This window comes from Calyptranema fuscum S582, from assembly GCF_055793305.1.
In genome coordinates, this window is the sequence record NZ_JBSLYH010000018.1 from 71,380 (window position 1) to 96,320 (window position 24,941).

A 24,941-nucleotide genomic window follows, 5' to 3' on the forward strand; every position below is an offset into this window, starting at 1 on the left:
TCGATTTTGCCTTTTACTAGATTTGCCGGTTCACAATTCTGTAGGCGCAGGTTGCCCGATGACATCTTCCAGGATGAACCGCAGTACCCGTTGCGTTGCCAACACTAATCCCAGGCGAGATTGGGCGATCGCCCGATGATCTGTCGTGCTCCGGTCTCCAAACATGGGACAGGCTGCGTAAAAGCGTTGAAAGCTCTGGCTGAGAGTATGCGCCAACTTCCACACCGATGCTGCATCTGGCAAAAAGCAAAGACCATCTAAGGTTGAGACTAAATGGGCAATTAATGCGTGTTCCGTAGCATGGGTGAGGTGGCTATGGGTCTGATCCGTAAGCCAGGGAATAGGGTGGGGTGCCACAATCTGGTAGCTGATCGATTCTGGCTCTGTTTTATCCGGGCTGAAAGCCAATGTAATTAAATGTTCACGATCTGCTAAACGAAGTAGCGAACAACAACGAGCATGGCTATGCTGAATTAAGAATAGAGAATTAGTAGGATCACTGAGACGGTGATTTTCTGGATTAAACATAGGATAAAGCGGGTTAAACAAGGGGCGATCGCTTGCGCTAAAGCAATGATCAATTAACAGTTGCAGCCATTCTGCGACACCACCAGGAGTTAATTGCCAACCGATCCATCCCGGTGGTTTAACCCAAACTACCGACTGTTGTTGCAGCCGCTGCCAAATTTTGTCGCCCTCAACTATGGCGTCTTGATCATGCAATGCATCGGGGGTAAGGTTAATCGGTTTAATTAAATCAGCGACGATTTCTTCAGCAATTTCCATTGAATTTCGAGGATCAATCTGAGCAAGCTGAAACGCGATCGCAGATACGTACCAAACCTTCTCAACCTCTTTCACTTTATTGAATGGAATCTGACGCAGCGATTGCAATCTGTCTATGTTAGACAGATTGACGTTAGAAAAGCCTTTAAAATTCGTACTAAATGTATTTTTTTGTCGAGAATCAATAATACTTTGTAGCTGCTGACGTAAACGGAATTGAAGAGAAAACGGTAGGATTTCAGAAAAGCTTAAATTCACGGCAACATAAATCGCTCTTTCACAGTCTATTGAGTTCAGCTTGGCTCAGCTTTTACTAAAACCTGGCTTTCATTTAATCTAGCGGTTTGTCCCTGAAGTCATTGTGGAGGTTCTTGTTCAAAATCTAAAGTGGCATCGGGAATATACGATAAGCCTGATGAATCCACTTATGAAGTTAGTGATCCAATCTCCGTAATTTCCCCTACCCTTATAGATGGATGTGAAGTTAAGCTGGTTCTACCCTGCTAGGTGATTAAGTCTGTAGGAGTTGAGCTAGGCTTATCAGCACAAACTTCAGTCTAGAGCATTGAAATCTCTCCTGATTCCCACAACTCCTGCCTATGTACTCCGTATCTTCACAATCTGAGACGGCTCGCCCATTTCTGACGTGGCAAAGGATTATCGATTGGGCACAGGAGCACTATCGCTGCCGAACATTTGGCAAAGACGAGAAGATTCCGGCTCGCCCGGGGTTACTTTATCTCGTTCAGCGAGGTGCGGTGCGGTTGGTTGGTGAAGCGCAAGTGAGCGCTACCTCTGGCAACTCTTCTCGCCTACCCCGGATTAATTCGGAAGAAGCGTTTTTAGGATTTGTTGGCGCTGGTCAGCCATTTGAAATCGTGGCACAATCTCCTTTTACACTGCAAAGTGTGGCTCATGTTGAGCAAACCTCTGTGATCTGGCTTTATTGGCATGATCTCGACAATTGGCCTCATTTCCGCCGGGAAGTGCTAGATGCGTTCCGCTATCAGCATCAGCGTAAACTGCTATGGCTCAGTACGTTGGGTCAACGGCGCACCATCGATCGGCTGCTAGGTTTCCTGACCCTGTTGATCGAAGAATTTGGCGAACCTTGCGATGAAGGCTATTACTTGCCCTGGATGCTAACCCATGCCCAAATCGGCAGTGCGATCGGGTCCACCCGTGTTACCGTCACTCGCCTCATGGGTAAGCTGCGACAGCGAGGTCTGATTCGTTCTTACGATGACAATTTATTATGCTTACCTGCTGAGTCTCAGAGAATCCAGCAGCGCTAAGACGTGATCTAGACCCATGATGTCGAGTCGTGCAAACACTAATTTTTGCAACATGGGGGATTGGAGGTTTTATCCCCTCCACCCCCTGCAAACTTTTGATTGGGTGCCTGAGTGATGTATTAAACGTGATGTGTTAAAAAGCGGTGCTACGCACCGCTCTTCAACCCATTACCCCTAACTTTGTTAAGCAGGAATGTGGGGGCTTCGCCCCCACGCAGGGGTTTTACCCCTGCACCCCGTCCTAACCCCCAATGCGTACTGCTATAAATTCAAAAACAAAAGACAGCGGCACGTTGTGCCGCTGTCTTTTGTTTTTAATCTACGACTTTATGCTGCCCAGGTGTCGCGCCATTTAATCGTACCTTCGTCTGCCAGTACCCAACGGCGACAGGTCAGATTTTCGCGCAGGGGTGTTGTGCCTTCACGAATGATGGCGTACTTATAGGCGATCGCTTTACCGGCACTTTCCTCAAATGCAATTTCCCCAAACCAGGTATTGGAATTGATATATTCCAACGGATAGGCTTTGCCTAAATCCCAATTGCCCAGCTCCGGACAGTCGCCAATCACCACCATGCGTTCACCCAGTTGTGTGGCAACTCCATTCACCTGTGCCCGCACCGTAACTTTGCTTTTAACCCGCTTGCCGACCCGACTCAGCACCAAGATTTCATTCATCCCCAGCGCTAAATCGTGCAGTTGTCCAGCCGTTACCTCGACCTTGCGACGGGTTAACACACAGGTGTATTCACCATCGGGCAGATCCACCGGCATGGGGTCTAACGTGATGGGTTCCCCTTTATTCATCGCCACAAAACAACGGGAGTCTCGATATCGCCGGATATAGCAGTAAACATTGGGGGTGAGATAGCACGACTGCTGACTGCCCAGAGAAACCGCAGGATTAAGACGACGCAGCCCCGATAGCAAACGGATATCGCGATAGAGCGGGGTATCCGTATCCCACTGCTCCATCATGGGGCGATTGTATGGATCGTTGTTGCCGTAGATATTGTCGTCGGCATTCGTATCGTTGTGCAGATATTGCTCGGTGCCGTAGTAGATACAGGGAATGCCACGCGATGTCATAATCAAGTCGATCGCCAATCGCAACCGCTCTGGATCGGGATTGAGCGACTGAAACCGATGCATATCATGGTTGTCAACAAAGGTAACAAGTTCGTTGACCCCGTCGTAACAATAATCTTGATCTAAAACTGTTTGAACCAGGTGAAATCCACTTTCCTCATCCTTGCCTAAGGCAGACCGGAGTGCCATACATAGCCCAAAATCGAGCAAGCTCATGCCGGAACGGTTAGCAAAACTGACCGAACGCCCGTCGCTGGGATGGTTATAAATCCATTCGCCGAAAATAAAGACATCCGGTTTGTGGGTGCGAATTTCTGAGGTAAATTCTTGCCAAAACCAAATGGGCATATGCTTGACCGTATCGACTCGCAAAGCATCCACACCTCGATCCAACCATTGTTTGATCGCAGATTGGATGTAGTGACGATACTTCGGATTATTTTCGTTGAAGGTGGCAAGTCCGGCGAGTTCGCAATTTTGTACCTGCCATTCATCTTCCCAATCGGTAACATCCCCATAATGGTGATACCAATGGTTGACATCATCGTCAAAACTGGCAATCAACGTACCATCGTCGTATAACTCACCTTTTATACCCGCTTCTCCGGCAGGGCTACTGTGGTTGCAAACAATATCTAAAATCAGCTTCATCCCCCGTTCGTGGAGTGCGGCAATCAGGCGATCGAAAACTGTTTCTTGAGCCCGGAACAGGGATGGATCGTCATCTTTGGCGATGAATCGGGGATTGATGCGCTTAAAGTCTTTTGTCCAATAGCCGTGAATAGCGGCACTTTCGAAAATTAAGTATTCAACTTGTTCGAATAGAGGCGTCAGCCAAAGGGCAGAAACGCCCATATTTTGTAAGTAATCTAGCTTATCAATAATGCCTTGCAGGTCGCCCCCCCAATATTTACCCCATTCCTGTCGGTCTGGATCATAGAGTTCGGGGTTGGGTCCCTGACTATTGTCAGGATCACCGTCATAAAAGCGATCGACCACAACGAAGTAGATCGTTTCCTGACGAAATTCAATATCCGTAATGTAAATCGATTCAATTTCATCGCGTTCTTCGCGAGTGTTATCGGAGATAGCCGCAACTTCAGCGATCGCTTTCGGATTAATTTTTGCAGTATTACCCATAGGTTTGAAATGATTTTGCAACCAAATAATCAAGCTAAGGTCAGTAAACTCCGATCCCTCAGGTCGCGTCAATCAAAATCTATCTAAGGATGTAGACAGGGTAAGGATTTGCAGGATATCCAGGCATCTTTTGGCATGGCTTAATCTAGCCACGAAATGTGGTGGGAGTGCCGCGCGAAGCGCGGCACTCCCACCACAACCATCCTCTATTCAGGTGCGAAGCGCGATCGCTTAACCCGTTCTACCGGACAGGGACAAAATCATAGCCAAAGCCAGAGCGACTCCCCGGTTGTACAATCACCAGTTGCATTGCTTGGTTGCGATCGCCGGAGGGTAAAAATTTAATGGCTCCCGTTGCCCCATTTACAGAAAACCCCGGTGCGTGTAATGCTTGCTCAATACCGTCTCGATTGGGAGCTTGTCGAATTCCTGCAATCAACGCCTGTGCCGCATCATATGCCATCGCACTGCGCCAGTTGACATCGCCGCCCCACATCTGCCGCGAAGCTTGCGCAAACGGAGCTTGGGGATTGGAAAGAAAAATCCAGGGTACAGCCACGACCATTTCTGACGCCGCTTCACCCCCAACCTGAAGGAGTTTGGGATTATACAAACTATCGCCCCCTAACAAAGGCAACTGTCTGCGATTGACGGCAACTACCTGAAGTGCCTGATCCAGCGTTGCTGTATTGGACGCGAGGACTAAAACTTGAGCATTTTGCTGCGTTGCCTGGGCGATCGCATCATTGGCATCAAAACTGCCACTGCCCACATCAAATTCTGCAACAACCTGCCCCCCTTCGCCATATAACGCAGTCGTCAGCTCGTCTTTCAGCGATTGGCTATAGCTACTTTGAGAATTGAAAAAAATCGCTGCATTTTGTTGTTGCAACGTGTTGAGCATATAGCGAGCCAGGGTATTGGCTGTAAAGCGATCGCTGGGCACCGTACGAAAGACATAACTGCCCAAACCCGACAGTTGGATTGACGTACTGGTGGGCGAAATCATCACCACTCTGCCCTGCTGATAAATCGGTGCCGCTGCCAATGTGGCATCACTGCCAAAATGCCCGATCACACCCAGCACAGATGCATCCCGAACCAGTTCAGCAGCAACCTGTTTACAGACATCTGGATCATTATCATCACTGACAATGACGACTTTCAATGGCACGCCATTAATGCCACCTGCCCGATTAATTTCATCCTGGGCTTGCGCCACCCCCCGCAAAATTTCTAACGCCGAATTAAGGGAATTGGCAATCGGCACTGAAACAGCGATCGCATAAGCCTTGGCATTGCCAATCCGAGCATTATTCAGATAAATCAACGCCTCTGGATCATTACGGTTCGCTTGTAATGATGCTTCTAAACTGCTGACAGCCTGATCAAAATTGCTCGACGCGATCGCTTGCACCCCTGCCTGTTTTTGGGCTGAGGCTCCATCGCTAACGAGTAAACTATTCCCACTACTAAATCGAGATTGTAGGGTTTGAGAATTGGATGAAGACGATCCCGTGCTCGACGTCCCCGTTGGTATAACATTGCCCACATTGAAGTGGCTCAAAAACCACCAGGCACCCCCACCAAGCAACCCCAGCGTAATCAACAGGGCTAAAATTAGAACGGGCGTATCGTTCTTCTGAGCCATAGGACTATACCAACATTCCAAATTTGAACTTTAAAGTGAGCCTTCCTATTTAGGAATTGCAGCTCGCCATCCCATCATCTCACTCTCCCATTTCTGCTGCTGCATTCCAGCTCAATCCTATTGCCCATTGTCCTTAACGGACGGGAACAAAGTCATAGCCAGAACCCGACCGATTACCGGGTTGCACGACGACCAATTGCATTGCCTGATTGCGATCGCCTGTGGGCAAAAATCGAATCGCACCCGTCCCACCATTCACTGAAAAAGTCGGCGCGTGCAAGGCTTGTTCAATACCGTCACGGCTCGGATTTTGCTTGATCCCAGCAATTAAAGCCTGGGTCGCATCGTATGTCATGGCACTGCGCCAATTGACATCACCGCCCCAGAGTTGACGAGAGGCTTGGGCATAGGGAGATTGAGGATTAGACAGGAAAATCCAGGGTACGGCAACCACCATGTTTAACGCAGCTTCACCACCGACCTGAAGGAGTTTGGGGTTATACAAACTATCACCCCCTAACAACGGTAATTCTCCCCGATTGACGGCAACGACTTGAAGAGCTTGATCCAGGGTTTCCGTATTCGACACTAAGATCAAGACCTGAGCATTTTGTTGTTTTGCCTGGGCGATCGCCGCGTTTGCATCAAAGTTGCTGCTACTGATATCAAACTCTGACGCAATCTGCCCCCCTTCACCATACAGAGCCGTTGTAAATTCATCTTTGAGCGATTGGCTATAGCTGCTCTGCGAATTGAAAAATATTGCAGCAGTTTGCTTTTGCAACGTGCTGAGCATATAGCGAGCCAGGGTATTAGCCGTAAAGCGATCGCTGGGCACCGTGCGAAAGATATAGTTGCCCACACCCGAAAGCTGAATCGACGTACTGGTAGGCGAAATCATCACCAACTTACCCTGCTGATAAATTGGTGCCGCTGCCAGCGTTGCCTCACTGCCAAAATGCCCAATCACTCCCAGCACAGATGCATCCCGAACCAGTTCAGCGGCAACTTGTTTACAGACGTCTGGATCATTATCATCACTAACAATCAGTACTTTCAATGGCACACCATTAATGCCACCTGCCCGATTAATTTCATCCTGGGCTTGCGCTACCCCCCGCAAAATTTCTAACGCCGGATTGAGGGAATTGGCAATCGGCACTGGAACGGCGATCGCATAGGACGTTGCATTGCCAATCCGAGCATTGTTGAGATAAATCAGCGCTTCTGGATCATTGCGGTTTGCCTGCAACGCCGCTTGCAGATTGGTAACCGCCTGATCAAAATTACCGGCGGCAAAGGCTTCCACACCCGCTTGTTTTTGGGCTGAGGCTCCGTCTGTCACCAATACATTATCCCCACTGCTCAAGCGTGATTGCAGCGTCTGAGGATTGGATGAAAACGATCCACCCCCATTGCCAGAGGTTCCAGTCGATGACCCTGAGGGAACTACATTGCCGACATTGAAGTGATTAAAAAACCACCAGGCACCTCCACCCAATAGCCCAAGTGTAATCAACAGAGCCAAAATCAGAACGGGTGTATCGTTCTTCTGAGACATAGGAGTACCCTAAACGATAAAAGATGGGGATGGGCGATGGGCTTTGCCCGTCGCCCATCGGTATCCCTTCCTTTTTAGCATCCCCCGGTAACTCACAGAAACCTGGAGAGAATTCTATAAATCAGTTGAAACAAAATGGTGATGATGATCGCAATCAACCCCGTTAAAACTGCCACGAAAATAATGGCAGGAATGGGGCTGGCGATCGCCTGCAAAATAGCAAAGCCTTTGAAACTTTGAATGGCGATCGCGGCAATCAACGACAGAATGGCAATGATGATCAAATCAACTTTCTCAATCCAGCGCTGGGTTTGAGCAAACACCAACGCCCCCATCACAAGCAACCAAAAGCCAGACCCCAGCAGTGTTCCTAAAAAACTGACCAGGGCGATCGCTAGCAACCCACCCTCAAACCCGGTAAACACAGCACCACTCAAAATCTCCAGAGTAGAAAAAGAGGGTCGATTGGCTTGCGCTGGAACAGGTTGAAAATTGGGAGCTTGCGGGTTCGGGGTGATCGGTTGAGGCTGAGGCGGTTGCGTCTGCGGCTGGGGACTGGGCACCGGAGTAGCCGGTTGGGGTTGGGCAGCTGCCGCCGCACCAGATGCCGTGGCTTTACGCTTACCAGAGGTACGACTGGGCGATGGCGATGGCGGTGGCGGTGGCGGTGGGGATGGCGATGGCGGTGGCGGCGGTGGTTTAACTGGAGATTTAAGGGCTTCCAGGGTCTCGTCAGCAGATTGAAAGCGCTGGCTAGGGGAGGCTAACAGCATTCGGTTTAAAACCCCTTCCAGGCGATCGCTCACCTGCGCAAATGCCCGCCAGTTCCAACCATTGATATAGGGGTCATATAACTCATTGGGTTGCTTACCCGTCAGCAAGGTGATAGCAGTCACCCCCAGAGCGTATAGATCGGTGGCGGGATAAACCACATTCCCCGCCATCTGTTCAGGAGGCGCAAACCCCATCGAATAGATGCCTGTAGATCCTTTATTGCCACCGGCTGCCCCAGACGCAATCTGCTTCACCGCACCAAAATCCAACAGATAAATCCGTCCATCGCGGTGGCGCATGATATTAGACGGCTTGATATCCCGATGAATTGAGCCGTTGTCATGGACAAACTTGAGAATTTTTAGAATCGCAGTCAACACCTCAAGCACTTCGGCTTCTGATAATCGCCCTTTATGAGCCAATTCTTCTTCCATATTCTCCCCGTCAATAAATTCCTGGGCGAGGTAGAAAAATTGCTCTGTTTTGCCTGGAAGGGTTGTGGGCACATCGAGTTCAAAAAATGCTAACAAATCTGGGATTTCTGGATGGCGGTTGCCCAAAATTTCCAGCACTTCGCCCTCTCGCTCAAATAGCTCTTGAGCAACTTTTAGTTGTGCCGGACTTAAATCTCCAGACGGCTGAAACTGCTTGACAACACATTGGCGCATCCCAGGGGTGTAGCGATCGCGTGCCAAAAATGCTGCTCCAAAGCCACCCTTGCCCAGTAAACTGATCGGCAAATAGCGCCCGATCAAAATCAATGGCATCCCACAGGTCGTACAAAACTTCTGCTGCACTGTTTTCAGTGTGGCGTTGTTATCAAGATCTGAAAAATGATTAACAGGTCGTGGGCATCCTGGGCGAGTACAGTAAACTTCCATAGGCAACGCCTAGCCTTTAGCAATTAGCCTTTAGCATTGTAAGCAAGGATTATATCGATTTTAAAATGACTCTAGACTATAGGCAGCGAAGAGCGATCGCTAATTGCACCCAGTTTAAAGGCATTTTACTTACAACGACAGGGGTTCAATCGACTCAACCGCCCCATGCTCATGGCTTTTCTCATGGTCGGCATCCGGTGCCGGTGGCTTATAGGTCGAAAACTGCGGCAAGATTTTATCCATAAATGCCTGAGCAGCCTTCGAGCGATAGCGATTGGGATTGACGATGACAGAGAGCATTCGTTTGACGACCAAGCCATCAATGCGAGAGCGATGTAAAACGCCCATTTGCAATTCTTTTTCAATCGCCGAAACCGAAACAAATGCGGCTCCTAACCCAGCCTGCACCGCATTTTTAATCGCTTCAATCGAGTTAAGTTCCATCTCAATCTTCAGCCGTCGGGTTTCAATTCCGGCACGACTTAACACCTGATCAATAACTTTCCGAATCGTAGATTGCGAATCGAGCGCGATAAACTGTAGCTTGTAAAGATCGTCTTTTTGAACCGTACCAAGCCGCACAAAAGCGTGGATTACAGGCAAAATAAGTGCTAGTTCGTCCTCGGCATAGGGAATAATTTCTAAAGAGTCTTGTAATTCAGGAGGAACTTCACCGCCAATAATTGCCAGGTCAATCTGCCCATTTGCTACACTCCAAGCTGTACGGCGAGTCGAATGAACATGGAGTTGTACAGCAACCTCAGGATAGTGTTGTCTAAACAAACCAATCATCCGAGGTAGCAAATAGGTGCCGGTGGTTTGGCTTGCCCCGATAATCAGGGTGCCACCCTGAAGATTTTGTAAATCTTCGATCGCCCGACAGGTTTCTTCACACAGGGTCAAAATCCGATCCCCATAACTCAACAACAGGTATCCTGCCTCTGTGAGTTGGGCGCGTCTACCACCCCGATCAAACAACGGAACGTCGAGTTGACGCTCTAGATTTTGTACCTGCAAGCTGACGGCAGGTTGCGAGACGTATAAACTGTCTGCGGCGCGTTTGAAGCTTCCTTCAGCCGCGATCGCCTTAAGAATTCGTAACTGGTCTAGAGTGAAAGGAAGGTCAGACATAAGTGCTAAATCTAAAAAAGAACATTCAACGATTAAATTGCCTGAGAAAACGTTCCGGGATGATGCAACTAGTCTGTGAAAACCTAACAGAAAGCATGGCTGAGAATCTTGTCGTTTAAATTGTGCGTGAGGTTAACAAAAACATAGGTTTAGTAATCTTTCAAAACAATTGAGACTAAAAACAGGGCTTAGCAAATTACATTTATGTAAGTTGGGCTACGGAGAATCATAATTTACGGAGAATCATTATTAATGACTGGATTTTAGATAGATGGGAACGTGTAACCAAGGTTTTAGATATCTCAAACGATGTGGGCTGATTAGTTTGATGTGGAAGGATAAGACCGATCGACATAAAACTACAAAGATGACAGATTTCCCCCAACAATCCTTCATCATCCGCCTTGCTGAAATAAGTAATTAATTTAGTATTAGAGCATCTTATGAAGCGGGAGGTTGTCCAGGATTTTTTGAATTTGCCAGGAATTGCGGGAGTTGCCCTCATGGATGGGCGATCGCGCCCCTATTTTTATGGGGTCGATCAAACTCTCAACTTCCAGCAACGGGAAGCCTTAGCTCAAGGAATTCAGCAAGTCGTTGAAACAACGCCGACTGGCTTCGAGTTTTATGAATTCCAGTTCGCCGGACATCAAGTCTACATCTACAAACTCGATCGCAGCATCATTCTTCTCGTGCTGACGGGTAGCGAACTGGTCATTGCCGATTATGAAAAGGTAATCAAACGACTCAGAATCGAGCTAGAAGACGATGCCGCCAATGCGATCGCCACCTTCCGATTATTGGCAGGCAACATTACCCTATCCAATCAAAACTATTGGAAACGTCGTTCTGAAACAACGGTAAACCCCAACCCAGCCAAACTTCAGCCTACTCCCCAAACGACAGAACCTGCATCTGCCACAGTTCTGAATAACTTGAACAACGGCGCTCAACGCCATCCCGCAAGCAGTGCGCCCGTTTCACCACTTGAAAATCCACCCACTGCATCTCCCCAGACGGTTAGCATCCCGCCGACTGCGCCTTCACCCGACCCGGTCAGCATTAAAGAACTGTTGACGGCGCTCAACCATTTCAGTCAGTTCACGACCCAATATTTAGGAACCACAGTCGTCACGAACTATTGGAAATCGACCCGACCCGAAGTGGAATGGCTGAATAGTTTTCAAATCGACCGATCGGCTCAAATTACATTTGTTGACACAGGAGCATCGAATGCAACCCAATTGCTGAACTTAGAGCAACATCAATGGGTACAAAGCTGGATAGCCGCGTTTGTGCAACGCTGCTCTAAAGTGATCCGAGACTTTCCTAGCATCATTGAGCAAAGAGCACTCGATGACCGTCAAAAAATGCTTTTACTGACAGAAAAACCTAACTAACGCAGGAGATTAGATTTCACATGGTAAAGATCGTCCGACTTGAACCCATTGCTCAAGAGACTTCTGTCGAAACCAACGGTAATTTGCTCTCTGTTTTGCTCAATAAAGATTTAGATGTGTTGCGAGAATGTGGTGGACGAGGGATGTGTGCCACCTGCCATGTGTATGTCATGGAAGGAATGGATGCGTTAACCGCCATCAATCGGCGTGAGCAACGAACCCTGGAAGTCATTACATCTTGCAAACTCAACTCCCGCCTGGCATGTCAGGCACGCGTCTTAGATAACGGCGTGGTAGTAGAACTACCTCCCGGTATGTATATCAACTCTTTGCAAGATATTGAGGCTCTGATTGGGCGGCGAGCCGATCAAAACTTACTGCACCCTATTACAGGTCAAGTCCTGGTAGAAGAAGGTAAACTCATCACCCGTTCAATGCTGAAGCAGTTGAATGAAACACCCAGTTTCCGAGTCGGCGAATTCTTTGCTCAAAGCACAGAAGCCTAATCCGTAAATGGACGATGTCTAGTACACCACCTTAAAAGTTTTAGAGGGGGTGGAGGGGGAAAAACCCCCTCTTGGGGGCGCAGCCCCCAAACCCCCATGTTGCAAAATTTCGTGTTTGCAACACTAGTGGTCTGTCAATTAAAAATCAACAGTTAAAACGGGTGAAGTGCCGCGCTTCGCGCGGCACTTCACCCGTCAGAAAATACTTGACAAAGCACTAGATCTGCTGTGTTTTTTTGGAAAGGCTCGCGGAGCGAGCCTTTCCAAAAAAACACAGCAGATTTGAAACACTATCGGTAGATGAATAAAATCAATGCCCCATTTTTGGCAATGCATCGAACTCGTACTTTCAGAAATGGGTCATTTATGGTGCTTTCACCCCTGTTTTAGGATCGCTACATGAGATATATAGCAACTGTCGAGACGGTTAAATCAGGAGGTTGTGTGAGAACCTGCGCGGAGCGCAGGTTCTCACACAACCTTTGTCCTAATCAACCCCTCGACTGCTATAAATAACAAATGCAGGGGAATTGTTAACATAAGTTCATACTTCCAGGAGAAGCCTAATCCATGTTGAGTCAAATTGAGCAGCTTAGCTTGCAAACAGATGGTCGTTATGCCACCGATTACGAACTTCAATTTTTAGATAACTATCTCCAGTCGTTCAATTTGAGAGTGCAAACCTACCAAAAATTGCAAGGTGCTGAAGCGGAAATTGTGCAATCCGTTTTGACGAAGCTAAAGGCAGCTGATCCGAAGCTCCTGTCGAATGGCAGTGAAGATGTAACCAACAAGTGGAAGCGAGATACATTAAGGGTTTTACGGTATTCAGCCGTTGCTATGCTGATCAACGACCCCAAGACCCTGGAAGAACGCTTTTTATCTTGGTTTCAAACCATTATGCGAGCATTTAATGCCCAGCAGAGTTGCAACCTCACGTATGAGTTAATGCAACAGGTTGTTAAACAACAGCTAACTCCCATCCAAGCGGGCTTATTTTGCCCAATTTTGGAGTTAAATCGCCGTTATTTGGGCGTTTCTAGCTAAGGGTATCTCGCAATTTCAGGGGCATTTTAGCAGGGGGCATTTTTTCCAATGGAAAAAATGCCCCCTGCTAAGGATCGTGGATTTAATAAAACCGAAGATTTATTTTTGAAAGTGCGGCTCCGCCGCGCTTCCAAAAATGAACGTCCGGGGTTTAATGAATTTGTGATCCTAAGGATCTTTACAAAATTAAAACCCACAACTTTTTTGGGAGAGTGCGGCTCCGCCGCACTCTCCCAAAAAAGTTATTCAAGTTATTTTTATGAGGATCCTAAGCTATGTCTGTGTTTCAAAGGGCACGTAATTTTTTGAAGCTGTATTTCATGCCGAAAAAAGCTGTATTCAAATGGGCACTCTATTGAGCTGTTGCATTACGTTTTATGAAATTTAGGTCAAGAAATCGAAAACTGTTCTGGATTGGGTCAATCCCGATGAAGGAGTTAAGTGAATTCAGGAATTAGGTTGGATGTGCGGCTTCAGTTGAGCTTAATCATTTGAAATAATGCGTGTAATAATGCGCGGTTCATAGGGGGTTGTGCTGAGATATCCGCCAATCTCTGATATTTTCGATCTGAGCCAATTTTTGCTGAGCGATCGCACTCTACTTTGCGCATTTCTAAACGTCCATCAACATTTTCATAGGTTTAGAAAGATTGATCACTGAGATCTCATTTTGTTGGGACAAGTTATTCTCAAGGAATGCTCAATGCTTTGCTCAGCTTAGTCATGAGAAAAACTCAATCAGGTATCAGATCTTTCATTCCAATTGCTGATGGGTATTTCTTCCGAGGTGATCTGGCTCTCTACCCTGCAAACTCTCTGAACTGCTATGCTTTTTCCACAGAACCTGATCTGTGATTGGTAAAGTCGATCAGATTTTTATCAAGCAACAGATCAGGATTCCGTACCCCAATTTTGGGTGTATCGAAATTAACTGCATTTGCTTTAAAAAACTTCTCAAAATATTTTTTGGATTCCTGAAATCAAAACATTAGTGTTAGGGCAGTGTAGTTCTAGGGAACATTCATAGTGATGGGAGATGATTCTATGAGTTGCTTACAATTCTTACCAGGAAAAGCACACGCTGTTTCTTAAATAGTCTCTGAAGACAGAGGTAAGAATTTAGAACAACCGATTGTCTTTGTCCTAAGCCTGTATCCACCTTGTACCGCTTAAGCTTGAATTCATTACACTAGACGCGTCGCGCCTAGTTATATACCGGGTAAAGCATCACCACAGCTTATTGCGCTCAAGCTTAACTATCACAGCTCAACCTGTGACATCGGTTTAATCAGTATTTAGATTTCCTCCAAATCATCGAAATGAGTCCAAAGAACTTATGGTGACTGCAACTTCCGCTCAAAACCACATCAAACTCAGAAATCCTAAAAAGCATAACCATTACGGGTTTCGCGACTTTTTTCAATTTGATCCCGACAATGGCACCATCGTCGATTGGAACGGTGCCCATAACTTGCTCACCACAGAAGACTTCATTATTGGCTTGATCGAGGGCTTAGAAGAAGAGGTCGGTGATGCCTCGGCTGCCATCATGTACACCATTGGCTGTGAATGGGGGCAAAAGGATGCTTTTTTCTTTGAGAAGTGGTTTGAGCAAGAATTTGAACGAAATGTTCGGCAAACCAATTTGCTGTTTCTCTTAGAAACCTGGTGGTGGCCCTTTACCTCCCAAGGGTGGGGACGATGGGAAGTGGATATGGGCGATCGCAAGCAAGGATTTATGTTTATTAACATCTTTGACTCAGCGGTTGCACGCACCCTGGGCGATGTTGGTAAGCCTGTCTGCTTTATCTACGCTGGCTTGTTTGCTGGGTTTTTTACTGAGCTAGTCAAAAAGCAACTGAGTTGCATTGAAATCCAGTGCTATTCAATGGGTGAAACCTATTGCAAGTTTCTCTTGGGTGGGCAAGATCGGATTGATGCAGCGTCCTTCTGGTTGAATGAGGGAGCAACCGCAAGAGACATTGAAAAACGGTTGCGTTCAGGAGAAATGTTGAAATGAGCAGCCTGACTCTCAACTCAACCAATGGGGTGAAGCCCCACAGCCAACCCTGGTTAACGCTCTCCGTGCAGAAATTTTTTAGTGCAATTAATTGGGACGATAACCCACCAGAATTGCAAGAGATGAAATTAACCGCATCTCAAACAGAAGGGGCACCGTTGAGCTTGATCCTGACCGTTCATCAATTCTTTTCATCGGTCAACTGGGAGGGTGCGGCGATCGCTTCAGTCCCAACTGTGCCTGAAGTACCTGCCTCATCGGCACCTAGCGTCGATAAATTCACCTTAGACGACTTTTCTGACTTGTTTTAGAGCAGTAGCCCTGTAAGATTCTGGCACCTGCTTTCGCCCTAAGGTATGCACCCTACCACTGCTGTCGTTTACGTCTGGACTTTGCCCTATGCACCCACAAATTGAAACTATTTTTGACGAGGCAGAAAATCGCTACCTCAACGCCAACGAGCTTGCTTTTTTAGGTCAGTATGTCGAATCTCTTCCGGAACGGCTAGAAACCTACCGTAAGATCCGAGACAGTGAAATTGACATCATGCAACAGGTTGCCGATCAACTCCAGGCCGAAATGCCCCAAGAGAAAGTAGAAACCTTAGAACGCAGTATTAAAAATGCGCTGTTAGTCTTGCGGTTCTGCTCCATGGGGATGCTGTTGAATGACGAAAAATTTGTGCAAGACCGTCTGCTGAACTGGTTGGCACAAACCGTCAAGGTTTACAACACCCAAGTTGTTGACACGGCTCTCTACCGCTTGCTGGATCAAAAGCTGCAACAGAACTTTACTCCCCAGCAAATGAGTCTTTTCAGCCCCATGCTCACGATGGCTCAGGCAACGGTGTTGGGTCAGACAGAAGCGACTCCGTCAGCCATCGGTTGATGAGTTGATTAGTTCATTAGCAAACGTTTTGCTGAATTTAAAATCAAAGTTTCCTTGGTACATTCGCTATGATCTCCGTTGCTGATTTGCTCACGAATGACCGCATCCCCGGTAATTATTTTGCAACTGATGCCTATGTTCACAGTGACCTGGAGATGGGGTTGCTGGAAAACCGAGAAGGCGATCGCCTTCTGGCACTGCCTGAAACCTTTATCCAGGCAATTTATTCAGGGTTAGATAAAGAAACGGGTCAGGCAGCTCGTTTGGTGTTATCTAACTGCGGGCGTTGGTGGGGTAAAAACTTCTACACCCGGTTTTGCGAACAGATTTCAGACTATTACGGAATTTCTTTAGCTGATATGAGCATGGTAGAGTTTATGCAAGCTCTTCAGCAATGTTGGATTACTCATGGTTGGGGCAAGATTGATCTCGATCAGACCTACCAAAATCGAGGCTTCTTGGTGATTAAAATTTGGAATTCTCCGTTTGCGAGACATGCACCCAAAACAGATCAACCCGTCTGCCATTTGGAATCAGGAATTTTAACCGCTTTCTTCAGTCAGCTTACAGGTCGAGAGCTTCACTGCGTTCAAACTACCTGCGAATCTATGGGGGCAGACTGTAACCGTTTTGTCTTAGGTTTACCCAAGCGGTTAGAGCCGGCAGAAACGATGGTGACCAATTTAGAACATGACGCCATCATGCAGCAACTTTGCAGTTAGAGATTCATCTAGCTAAACCCGCTTGTCATCATCGTGTCGAAGCATTTGGGCACTGAACTGAAGCGCTCGAAGTATCGTATCCTCGGACTGGTTGGGCAAGGGCAGTTTGGTCGAGTTTATTGTGCCGCTCATCGTCAGACTGGACGTTTGGTAGCGCTCAAAAACTTAGAACAACAACGGTTTCCAACCCACAAATTCCTGCGGGAGTTACGATTCTTACTGAGCTTGCAACATTCTAATATTGTGACTTGTCATGCCCTGGAGCACACGCGCACAGGGCGTTATCTGGTCATGGACTACTGCGAAGGGGGAACGCTTCGCGGATTGATGGAAGGAGATTGCCGTCTGAGCTTGCCGCATAGCATCAAGCTGGTGACGGATATTCTGGAAGGATTGCAACATGCCCATAGTCGGGGCATTGTTCATTGCGATATTAAGCCCGAGAATATTTTGCTGAGTCTGCAACCAAAGGGTTGGGTCGCTCGCATTTCTGATTTTGGGATTGCCAAACTCAGCCAAGAAATGGGGTATCAAGATTCGGGCAACACTGGATCGCCTGCTTATATGGCTCCAGAGCGATTCTACGGTCAATATTCCATCTCGTCTGACATTTACTCTGTCGGTATTTTGTTGTTTGAGTTGATGACGGGCTATCGTCCGTTTTCAGGGACACCGTCTGAACTCATGTCTGCCCATCTCAATCGCCCGCTGAAGTTACCAGACTCCATCCCTGAACTATGGCGACCGATTTTAACGACGTCCTTACAGAAGTTGTCAGCTCGACGATTTAAATCGGCTGAAGAAATGTTGCTCGCTATCCGAGCTGCGTGGCATAGGGATGGGGTTGAGGTAGGTGGGGCGACGCAAACTCTCCAGGCTCCGCTGCTGCAACCACCAGTACAACTGAAACCCTGTGAGTTTATGCCGCTACAGCAACAATCGTTGCCGCAAGCGATCGCCTGTATGGGAGTCGCGAGTCGAACCGAGAATTTTTTGCCGCAGTTGGAACCCAGCCATCCAGGGATGGGACTATATTCTGCCGGAAATAGCCATGTTAGTGTTCAGTTGAATCAGCTAGGGGGCTTTTCTGACGCCAACCAGTTGGAATGGCAAGCCGAGAAAACGGTGACGCTACCATTTCCAATTCAAACGTTGTTGTTGCGTCCTCAGGGGTGTTTTGCCATCACATCGCGGGCCGTCTATCTGATTGCCAAACATCGGAAATTAGAAAATGAGCTGAGTGTACAGGCGATCGCTGAGTTTGAGCAAGACTATATTGCCACCATTGACAGCAAGGGGCGCTGGTTAGCAACAGTTCCGGCGTCTGTGGAAATCGCCGAAGAATTCTCGTTTTTGCCGTTAGAAAGCACTAAAAATCCGGTTAGCCTGTGTTCTGAAAAAATAGAGCTGGCATCCAAAAAGCAGATCTCTCGGATTATCCAGCTGATTGCACCAGACTCACGTCATTTAGCGATCGCCTGTGAAATTCCCCGAGCGTCCAGCACCCCTCAGGGCGAAAACGCACATGCGGGATGTAGCACACGCTTTGAAATCTTTAACCGTCGAGGCGATCGCTTTGGCAGTCTGGCATTGCCGTTGCATCTCGATCAGATTATAGCTACGCCCATGCCATATCGCTTATTGGCAACCGATCGGGCTGATTTAGAGTCTGTTTTATTGCTGGATCTGAAGCCTTACCGGGTTGCTCGTCTGGGGGTTGGCATTGTTCCTAAGTTTTTAGCAACCACGAGTTGGGGGTTTATCTTGGCAGATGCACAGGGTCAAATTGTGCTGCTAGATGAATTTGGGCATCGCGTCGGGCAGATTAGTGGACCAAAAAATATGACGGCGATCGCACCCTTCAACCATCGAGGTCTGTTGATTAGCACCTGGGATGGCGATCGCGGTAGCCTCTACACCCTCGACCTGAAGCAATTTGATCTGGACTTGATGTTTTAGCTAGTGGTGCGCCCACTAAATGTTGCCACATGGGGGGTGGGGGCTGCGCCCCCACGCAGGGGTTCCACCCCTGCACCCCGTTGTAAAACTTTTAGCGTAGCGTTACACCAGCTTGGGTTTGGGTGTGAATTTGTCTGGGACACCGCAGGTGTCCCAGACAAATTCACACCCGGATTTAGCCATGCTCTCTCGCATCGCCCTTGCCGCCTTTGCGCTTACCCCTTACGCTAATATCCAGGTTTCTCAGATTTTTTTAATGTATGACTGATTCCTGGCTCACGCCCAGCCACTTTGTCATGTTGGGTTTATTGGTAGGGTTTGCGATCGCTCACAGTGGCTTAGCCGCATTGCGTCCATATGCAGAACAGTGGGTTGGCGCACGGCTGTACCGCGTTTTTTTTGCACTCGTGAGCATCCCGTTTGCGACAGGTCTGATTATTTATTTCATCAACCATCGTTATGATGGTGCGCGCCTTTGGAACGTTCAGGGAATCGCCGGGATTGAGACGGTGGTTTGGAGCCTCTCAGTGATTTCCTTTATTTTTCTGTATCCAGCAACATTTAATTTGCTAGAGATTGCAGCCATCCAAAAACCCGAGGTGCATCTCTATGAAACGGGTATTATTCGAGTCACTCGACATCCTCAAATGGTCGGGCAAATTATCTGGTGCATTGCCCACACATTGTGGCTGGGTACAAGTTTTATGGTGGTCACTTCAGTGGGGTTGATTTTGCATCATTTGTTTGGCGTATGGCATGGCGATCGCCGACTGCTTGCACGCTATGGCGAATCCTTTGAAAACTTGAAATCTTGCACCTCTGTGATTCCCTTTTTAGCGATCCTTCAGGGACGTCAAACGTTTGATGTGTGGGAGTTTGCCCGCCCTTCCTATGTAGGTGTCGCCCTATTTATCGGTCTACTTTGGTGGGTTCACCCAATTTTAATTCGTGCAACAGGGAACATACCCTGGTAGCATGATCCCAAATGAGAAATCAAAATTTAAATTAGGTTATTAAAGGGCTATGGTTTTAGCGGTTGATGAAAGCAATTTCTCCAGCGAAGTCCTGAACTCTCCTCTACCAGTTGTAGTGAATTTTTGGGCACCCTGGTGCGGCATTTGTCGGATTGTGAATCCCTTCTTACTGAAACTTCAGACCGACGTGAACGAACCCATCAAAGTAGTGAGTATCAATGCTGATGAAAATCTTAAACTGGCTAATACGTATCGGTTAAAAACCCTGCCGACATTATTGCTGTTTGAAGGGGGTTCGCTAATTCATCGGCTTGAAGATTTTCGCAGTCGGGATGATTTACGGTCTGCTGCCGACAGCCTTCAGCTAGTGCTTGAGTCGTTTCGAGTGAAATGTTCTGCCTAGTAGACTCCATTAAACGGTTTGCACCGGGAGTGCAGAGTGAAACCCCGGCATGAAGACTGCGCCCCCATACCCCATGGGGCAAACTTTAGTGTTCGCAACACTAGAGCTTTAGGAGATTTCTGAGAAAGAAAATACCTGAATTCCCGCGTTTCGACTTCGCTCGACGCTCGGAGTGTGCGGGCTGAGCGAAGTCGAAGCCCAGATCAAAGGGTAGATGCATTCCCAGAAATCTCCTATTAGTAATGGCTGATTTTTAGAGGGCAACGGCTTCGCCGTCGCCCTCTAAAGAATTAGGGTGCTGAATCTGTGTGCCTATGCAACGTCGTTTAGGATCGTGGATTTGATAACCTAAAATTCTTGGGTACGGGCGCACTGCCGTGCGTCCCTACAGAGAACTTGACTGATAGAAATTATTTAATCCGCGATCCTTAGTGAGTAAATTGATAGGCAGCCGCTTGAATCGTGGCTAAGGGAACTTCATAGAAATATTGGCGATGAAATTGTTCTTCTTGGACGGCTAAGAAAAAGGCTTGGCTTGCCGTTTCCCAGTCAGACTGGTGTAGATCTGGGTTTGGAGCCATTTCTGCGGGAGCTTTCCAGGTAAATTGAAAGCCCTGATCCGATGAGGTGATTTCAAATCCTAACCGCTGCAAGCCTCTAAAGCCGATCTGTAAAGTGCGATCGCCAATGTCTAATTTTTCCAACAATTGGGTGCGAGTCGCACAATGTTGGGTGCGGCTGAGGTATTTGGCAATGCCAATTAATTGTTGCCAGAGGTCTAACGGATGCGGATGAGTTGGCGCAGGATAAGCGATCGCCAGGGATTTGTCTTCTCGTAACGCTAACCGAAACCAGACCTGAAGTTCATCCCAGCTAGTTGGGCAGGTTTTGAGCCATAGAACCGGGTAAGAGAGGGTCGTTTCTACCTCGGTTTCTTTTCCGCGCCAGTCTAGAATCCAGTCGGCAGCCTCAGAAGACGCTACAGACAAATTTTGATCGCAGGGACGAACCGCAATCAGACGAATTTCATAGCGCTTGTGATAGGTGTTGTAGTCGAGTTCGGCGATCGCGTCACATCGTCCGGTTGGAATGTCGTCTTTGTAATGCTCCCACCAGACCCCCGGAAACCCAACGGGGCTGGATTCATCCCAGAGGGTAAACTCCGTTTTGATATAGCGAATTTTGCGACCTCGCCAGTCTTGAATGTTGCGATTCCAGACTTCTTTAAACCAACAATTTTGGATCAACAATCGGGGCGGAGGATTGCCGATGCCACAGGGTTCTAAAACCTTCAGTTCCCGAAATAGCTCTTGCCCCAGGTCTGCCACCGACACAACTACATCGGCACGAATGACGCCAGCCGACGACATCCCAAAAGCCAATTGTTGCTGTCGCAGTTGCCGATTAATCGCTTCAGTAAACAGCGGAATCTGATCAGTCAACAGACTCAACCCAGCCGCATAGGGGTGTCCGCCAAAGCTACACAATAGATGTTCTTGATGTTTGACCAGTTGATATAGATCAATCTGGTTAACAGACCGGGCAGACCCACGCGCCAGAGTTCCTTCGCTGCTCAACAAAATGGTAGGTCGCTGATAGTCTTGGGCAATTTGTCCGGCAACCAGACCCAGCACGCCAACCGACCATTGTGGATCTGCCAAGACAATGACGCTGGTCGTCGATAAATCCAGTTGTGCCAGACGCGCTTTGACTTGCTGCGCTACATCTTTTTGTAACGCTTTGCGGCGAGTGTTGGCTAATTCAGTTTCTTCTGCCAGTTGCCGACAGCGATCGCCATCATTGCTGGTCAATAACTCAACCCCAAACCGGGCATCGCCATGAATCCGGCTAATTGCATTGATCCGGGGTCCCAGTCCAAACGAAATATCGGTAGGGCGATCGCCACTGCGCTTGCAGAGTTCCAGTAACCGAGAAACACCCGGACGAGGGGGCGGAATCTGAGTTTGATTGTGTTGCAATCGCTCAATGCCACGTTGTGCCAGATATCGGCAATCGCCCGTTAGTTCGACCAGATCTGCAATCAGCCCAATGGCAACCAAATCCAGCAAGTTTTCTAACGGTTGGTCGGGCACATCGGGCAAGGTGGCGTATAACGCTTCGACTAACTTGTAGGCGACTGCCACACCCGACAGATTTGCCAGAGGATGGGCGAACGAGGTCAATGCAGGTTCCAGGGATGGCGATGCACCCGTCGGGTGCATCGCCATCCCTGGATGGGGCAGCAACGAACGGGGGTTAATCAAAGCGCAAACGGGGGGACGCTCTGCCAATAACGTATGGTGATCCGTGATGATCAGATCGATGCCTAACCGATTGGCATGCTCGATTTCTTTGAGGTTGGTACTGCCCGTGTCGCAGGTGACAATAAGCTTGCATCCCTGGGCAGCGATCGCGTCAATGTGGGCGATCGCCAACCCATGAGATTCCACCAGACGATTGGGGATGTGATAAAACAACTGCTGATTTTGCGAGAAAAATTGCCCCAATCCTTCCCATAACACGGCTGTTGCCGTCACCCCATCGGCATCAAAATCACCCCAGATCACAACCTGTTGCCCTTGGTCTCGTGCCTGCCGCAGTCGTTCCACAGCTTTCACCATTTCTTCGCCAAAGGCAAAGGGACTGGTAGGATGGTGGGCTTCAGGATTTAAGAACCCAGGAAGAGTTTCAGCATCTCGCAAGCCTCGCTGCCAAAGGATTTGCGCCAGATGAGTCACTGGCATTTCACCCGTTGCCTGTTGAACTAGCCGAATAAACCAATCCGGTAGGTCAACGGCTGCATTAATTTGCCATTGAGGAGGTTGATCAGGCATGACGTTGGGTTACACCGTAGTGCCATTTTCTAGCATTTGGTTTTCCTGGCGCAGGCAGGCTTCGATAAAGGGATCTAATTCCCCATTCATCACATCTGCGATCGCGGTTGTTTCGGTTCCAGTCCGCAGGTCTTTGACCAACTGATAGGGATGAAACACATAGTTGCGAATCTGGTTGCCCCAGGCGGCATCCACCATATCTCCGCGAATGTCTGCAATTTCTTTCGCCCGTTGCTCTTGAGCAATAATCAACAGCTTTGCCTTCAGCCGTGCCATCGCCTTTTCTTTATTTTGTAATTGCGATCGCTCTTCGGTGCAACGCACAGCAATTCCAGTGGGAATATGTTTAATAATGACTGCCGTCTCAACCTTGTTAACGTTTTGTCCACCTTTACCACCCGAACGGGTCGTCGTGACTTCCAGATCTTTTTCAGGGATATCCAGTTGCACCGAGGTATCTAAAATCGGCATCACTTCTACTCCGGCAAAGCTCGTTTGCCGCTTGCCATTGGCATTAAAGGGTGAAATGCGTACCAATCGATGGGTTCCCTTTTCGGCTTTGAGATAGCCGTAAGCATACCGCCCATCAATTTCTATCGTTGCCGATTTGAGACCCGCCTCATCTCCCTCAGAGATCTCCATCAAATGGACTTTATAACCGTGACTTTCTGCCCAGCGCGTATACATCCGCAGCAGCATCTCTGCCCAGTCTTGAGCATCCGTTCCACCCGCACCAGCATTAATGCTTAAAACCGCACCTTCCTTGTCATAAAGCCCCGATAACAACTGTTGCAACTCCCACTGATCGAGTTCATGACTCAAGTGGGTAAGGTTAGATTGAGCTTCCTGGAGCAATGCTTCATCACTCTCTAACTCCAGTAACTCCAGGATGGCTCTTGCATCATCTAGATTGGCTTGCCACTGTTCTAACTGCTGCACATGAGACTTGAGATCATTTAATTCTTGGAGCGTTTTTTGAGCCGCACCCTGATCATTCCAAAATTCAGGCTGCGCTGCCACTTGTTCCAGGTCGTGAATTTTTGCGTGTAAGGCAGGCAGGTCAAAGATAGTCCTGGGTTTTACCCAGGCGGTCAGACAACACCTCTACCTCGCGCTTAATCTCTAACGTTTCGAGCATAGTTTTAGGAATCTTGAGAAAACGAGAAAAATACTATTTTCAATAGTAGCCTTAATGCTCAGTGAGCTACCTCAATATTCCGTTCCAACGTTTATGTCCTAATGACTATGTGTCTCTGGCTACACTCTCTACAGCATCTGCCAAATCTAAATACTTCACTTCTTGATGATTGAGGGTTTGAAGAGTAGAAAAACTGAGTCGTTTTTGCTGACCCAGCTTAGTTTCAAGCTCTTTCGTCGCCAGCACAAAGAAACGCCATTGATTGAGATCTAGTGGATCAACGCTCTCTGAATGTTGATGGTCAAGCAGGCAAAACACGTACACATCGGCTGCTCGGGTTGGATTGCCAGCAAACTTGTTAGTAGCCCAATCCCATGCCATCTTCTGCTGAATGTCAAAGCCAACGCGGGATGGTTTTCCCGGCCATGACTGCACATATGCCGCAGATTTAACTTCAACCGTGACCCCACTGGGGGAAATAACATCGATCGCATCCCATTCAATCCGAGTTCCATTGGCAACTCCCAGAGCAGACGCCACAAGAAACTCAGCCAATCGTCCTCTTAATAAGTTGGATAAGAGATCTGAACTTGACCATTGCCAAAAATCGAGTAGGTTTATCCCTGAAGGGATGCCATCCAGATGAAATGGCTCTTCCCCTGACTTTCGCAACACAGGTTTGAGTTCATACTCGTTCATGAGAACCACTGGTGTCTGATTGGCGCTTAGATAAGGGCTAACA

The 24,941-nt window shown here is 48.0% G+C and carries 20 protein-coding genes; 11 read left to right on the plus strand and 9 right to left on the minus strand.

Annotated features, from left to right (window positions below; translation table 11 throughout):
- Positions 1-30 precede the first annotated feature (30 nt).
- The gene (locus tag ACR6Z4_RS14140) at positions 31-1,044 is read right to left on the minus strand and encodes a DALR anticodon-binding domain-containing protein (protein ID WP_479717931.1); all 1,014 of its coding nucleotides are present in this window, start codon (positions 1,042-1,044) and stop codon (positions 31-33) included.
- Between the two features lie 341 nt (positions 1,045-1,385).
- Between ACR6Z4_RS14140 and ACR6Z4_RS14145 the strand changes: the two genes are divergently transcribed.
- The gene (locus ACR6Z4_RS14145) at positions 1,386-2,081 is read left to right on the plus strand and encodes a Crp/Fnr family transcriptional regulator (protein ID WP_479717932.1); all 696 of its coding nucleotides are present in this window, start codon (positions 1,386-1,388) and stop codon (positions 2,079-2,081) included.
- 327 nt (positions 2,082-2,408) lie between these two features.
- On the opposite strand, the gene ACR6Z4_RS14150 is transcribed toward ACR6Z4_RS14145, so the two are convergent.
- The 5 genes from ACR6Z4_RS14150 to ACR6Z4_RS14170 all read right to left on the minus strand — a co-directional run bounded on the left by ACR6Z4_RS14150 (position 2,409) and on the right by ACR6Z4_RS14170 (position 10,308).
- Entirely contained in the window at positions 2,409-4,310 is a 1,902-nt protein-coding gene (locus ACR6Z4_RS14150) for an alpha-amylase family glycosyl hydrolase (RefSeq protein ID WP_479717933.1), read from the minus strand.
- Positions 4,311-4,551: 241 nt separating this feature from the next.
- Complete coding sequence (locus ACR6Z4_RS14155) at positions 4,552-5,961, minus strand: ABC transporter substrate-binding protein (RefSeq protein ID WP_479717934.1); 1,410 nt, start codon at positions 5,959-5,961, stop codon at positions 4,552-4,554.
- A gap of 133 nt (positions 5,962-6,094) precedes the next feature.
- Positions 6,095-7,522, minus strand: a complete 1,428-nt coding sequence (locus ACR6Z4_RS14160) for an ABC transporter substrate-binding protein (protein WP_479717935.1) — start codon at positions 7,520-7,522, stop codon at positions 6,095-6,097.
- Between the two features lie 92 nt (positions 7,523-7,614).
- Complete coding sequence (locus ACR6Z4_RS14165; RefSeq protein ID WP_479717936.1) at positions 7,615-9,177, minus strand: protein kinase domain-containing protein; 1,563 nt, start codon at positions 9,175-9,177, stop codon at positions 7,615-7,617.
- A gap of 129 nt (positions 9,178-9,306) precedes the next feature.
- Positions 9,307-10,308 (minus strand): LysR substrate-binding domain-containing protein, encoded by a 1,002-nt coding sequence (locus ACR6Z4_RS14170; protein ID WP_479717937.1) that lies wholly within the window; start codon positions 10,306-10,308, stop codon positions 9,307-9,309.
- A gap of 443 nt (positions 10,309-10,751) precedes the next feature.
- On the opposite strand from ACR6Z4_RS14170, the gene ACR6Z4_RS14175 reads away from it, so the two are divergent.
- From ACR6Z4_RS14175 to ACR6Z4_RS14220, 10 genes are all read left to right on the plus strand, one after another.
- Positions 10,752-11,708 (plus strand): hypothetical protein, encoded by a 957-nt coding sequence (locus tag ACR6Z4_RS14175; protein ID WP_479717938.1) that lies wholly within the window; start codon positions 10,752-10,754, stop codon positions 11,706-11,708.
- Positions 11,709-11,728: 20 nt separating this feature from the next.
- Positions 11,729-12,214: a 2Fe-2S iron-sulfur cluster-binding protein gene (locus ACR6Z4_RS14180; RefSeq protein ID WP_479717939.1), complete on the plus strand. Its 486-nt coding sequence runs from the start codon at positions 11,729-11,731 to the stop codon at positions 12,212-12,214.
- Positions 12,215-12,784: 570 nt separating this feature from the next.
- Positions 12,785-13,261 (plus strand): globin family protein, encoded by a 477-nt coding sequence (locus ACR6Z4_RS14185; RefSeq protein ID WP_479717940.1) that lies wholly within the window; start codon positions 12,785-12,787, stop codon positions 13,259-13,261.
- 1,336 nt (positions 13,262-14,597) lie between these two features.
- Positions 14,598-15,281, plus strand: coding sequence for a V4R domain-containing protein (locus ACR6Z4_RS14190; protein ID WP_479717941.1), 684 nt, complete (start codon positions 14,598-14,600; stop codon positions 15,279-15,281).
- The gene (locus ACR6Z4_RS14195; RefSeq protein ID WP_479717942.1) at positions 15,278-15,592 is read left to right on the plus strand and encodes a hypothetical protein; all 315 of its coding nucleotides are present in this window, start codon (positions 15,278-15,280) and stop codon (positions 15,590-15,592) included. The genes ACR6Z4_RS14190 and ACR6Z4_RS14195 overlap by 4 nt, the downstream gene beginning before the upstream one ends.
- An 88-nt stretch (positions 15,593-15,680) precedes the next feature.
- Positions 15,681-16,169, plus strand: a complete 489-nt coding sequence (locus ACR6Z4_RS14200; protein ID WP_479717943.1) for a globin family protein — start codon at positions 15,681-15,683, stop codon at positions 16,167-16,169.
- 68 nt (positions 16,170-16,237) lie between these two features.
- Positions 16,238-16,891 carry a V4R domain-containing protein gene (locus tag ACR6Z4_RS14205; RefSeq protein ID WP_479717944.1) on the plus strand — a complete coding sequence of 218 codons (654 nt, stop codon included), beginning with the start codon at positions 16,238-16,240 and terminating at the stop codon, positions 16,889-16,891.
- 33 nt (positions 16,892-16,924) lie between these two features.
- Complete coding sequence (locus ACR6Z4_RS14210) at positions 16,925-18,850, plus strand: serine/threonine-protein kinase (RefSeq protein WP_479717945.1); 1,926 nt, start codon at positions 16,925-16,927, stop codon at positions 18,848-18,850.
- Positions 18,851-19,110: 260 nt separating this feature from the next.
- Positions 19,111-19,824 (plus strand): NnrU family protein, encoded by a 714-nt coding sequence (locus ACR6Z4_RS14215; RefSeq protein WP_479717946.1) that lies wholly within the window; start codon positions 19,111-19,113, stop codon positions 19,822-19,824.
- A gap of 49 nt (positions 19,825-19,873) precedes the next feature.
- The gene (locus tag ACR6Z4_RS14220) at positions 19,874-20,227 is read left to right on the plus strand and encodes a thioredoxin family protein (protein WP_479717947.1); all 354 of its coding nucleotides are present in this window, start codon (positions 19,874-19,876) and stop codon (positions 20,225-20,227) included.
- Between the two features lie 428 nt (positions 20,228-20,655).
- On the opposite strand, the gene ACR6Z4_RS14225 is transcribed toward ACR6Z4_RS14220, so the two are convergent.
- The 3 genes from ACR6Z4_RS14225 to ACR6Z4_RS14235 form a co-directional block, all read right to left on the minus strand.
- Positions 20,656-23,061 (minus strand): single-stranded-DNA-specific exonuclease RecJ, encoded by a 2,406-nt coding sequence (locus ACR6Z4_RS14225; protein ID WP_479717948.1) that lies wholly within the window; start codon positions 23,059-23,061, stop codon positions 20,656-20,658.
- A gap of 9 nt (positions 23,062-23,070) precedes the next feature.
- A protein-coding gene (prfB, locus tag ACR6Z4_RS14230; protein ID WP_479717949.1) for a peptide chain release factor 2 occupies positions 23,071-24,199 on the minus strand; the annotation gives its coding sequence in 2 pieces (ribosomal slippage) (positions 23,071-24,123 and positions 24,125-24,199; 1,128 coding nt in all).
- 105 nt (positions 24,200-24,304) lie between these two features.
- Positions 24,305-24,898: a hypothetical protein gene (locus tag ACR6Z4_RS14235; protein ID WP_479717950.1), complete on the minus strand. Its 594-nt coding sequence runs from the start codon at positions 24,896-24,898 to the stop codon at positions 24,305-24,307.
- Positions 24,899-24,941 lie beyond the last annotated feature (43 nt).

Coding starts and splice junctions, on each gene's coding strand:
- ACR6Z4_RS14225 (WP_479717948.1), bottom strand. CDS start 23,061: ATGCCTGATCAACCTCCTCAATGGCAAATTAATGCAGCCGTTGACCTA.
- ACR6Z4_RS14205 (WP_479717944.1), top strand. CDS start 16,238: ATGATCTCCGTTGCTGATTTGCTCACGAATGACCGCATCCCCGGTAAT.
- ACR6Z4_RS14175 (WP_479717938.1), top strand. CDS start 10,752: ATGAAGCGGGAGGTTGTCCAGGATTTTTTGAATTTGCCAGGAATTGCG.
- ACR6Z4_RS14160 (WP_479717935.1), bottom strand. CDS start 7,522: ATGTCTCAGAAGAACGATACACCCGTTCTGATTTTGGCTCTGTTGATT.
- ACR6Z4_RS14215 (WP_479717946.1), top strand. CDS start 19,111: ATGACTGATTCCTGGCTCACGCCCAGCCACTTTGTCATGTTGGGTTTA.
- ACR6Z4_RS14190 (WP_479717941.1), top strand. CDS start 14,598: ATGGTGACTGCAACTTCCGCTCAAAACCACATCAAACTCAGAAATCCT.
- ACR6Z4_RS14145 (WP_479717932.1), top strand. CDS start 1,386: ATGTACTCCGTATCTTCACAATCTGAGACGGCTCGCCCATTTCTGACG.
- ACR6Z4_RS14195 (WP_479717942.1), top strand. CDS start 15,278: ATGAGCAGCCTGACTCTCAACTCAACCAATGGGGTGAAGCCCCACAGC.
- ACR6Z4_RS14165 (WP_479717936.1), bottom strand. CDS start 9,177: ATGGAAGTTTACTGTACTCGCCCAGGATGCCCACGACCTGTTAATCAT.
- ACR6Z4_RS14200 (WP_479717943.1), top strand. CDS start 15,681: ATGCACCCACAAATTGAAACTATTTTTGACGAGGCAGAAAATCGCTAC.
- ACR6Z4_RS14155 (WP_479717934.1), bottom strand. CDS start 5,961: ATGGCTCAGAAGAACGATACGCCCGTTCTAATTTTAGCCCTGTTGATT.
- ACR6Z4_RS14235 (WP_479717950.1), bottom strand. CDS start 24,898: ATGAACGAGTATGAACTCAAACCTGTGTTGCGAAAGTCAGGGGAAGAG.
- ACR6Z4_RS14220 (WP_479717947.1), top strand. CDS start 19,874: ATGGTTTTAGCGGTTGATGAAAGCAATTTCTCCAGCGAAGTCCTGAAC.
- ACR6Z4_RS14180 (WP_479717939.1), top strand. CDS start 11,729: ATGGTAAAGATCGTCCGACTTGAACCCATTGCTCAAGAGACTTCTGTC.
- ACR6Z4_RS14150 (WP_479717933.1), bottom strand. CDS start 4,310: ATGGGTAATACTGCAAAAATTAATCCGAAAGCGATCGCTGAAGTTGCG.
- ACR6Z4_RS14185 (WP_479717940.1), top strand. CDS start 12,785: ATGTTGAGTCAAATTGAGCAGCTTAGCTTGCAAACAGATGGTCGTTAT.
- ACR6Z4_RS14170 (WP_479717937.1), bottom strand. CDS start 10,308: ATGTCTGACCTTCCTTTCACTCTAGACCAGTTACGAATTCTTAAGGCG.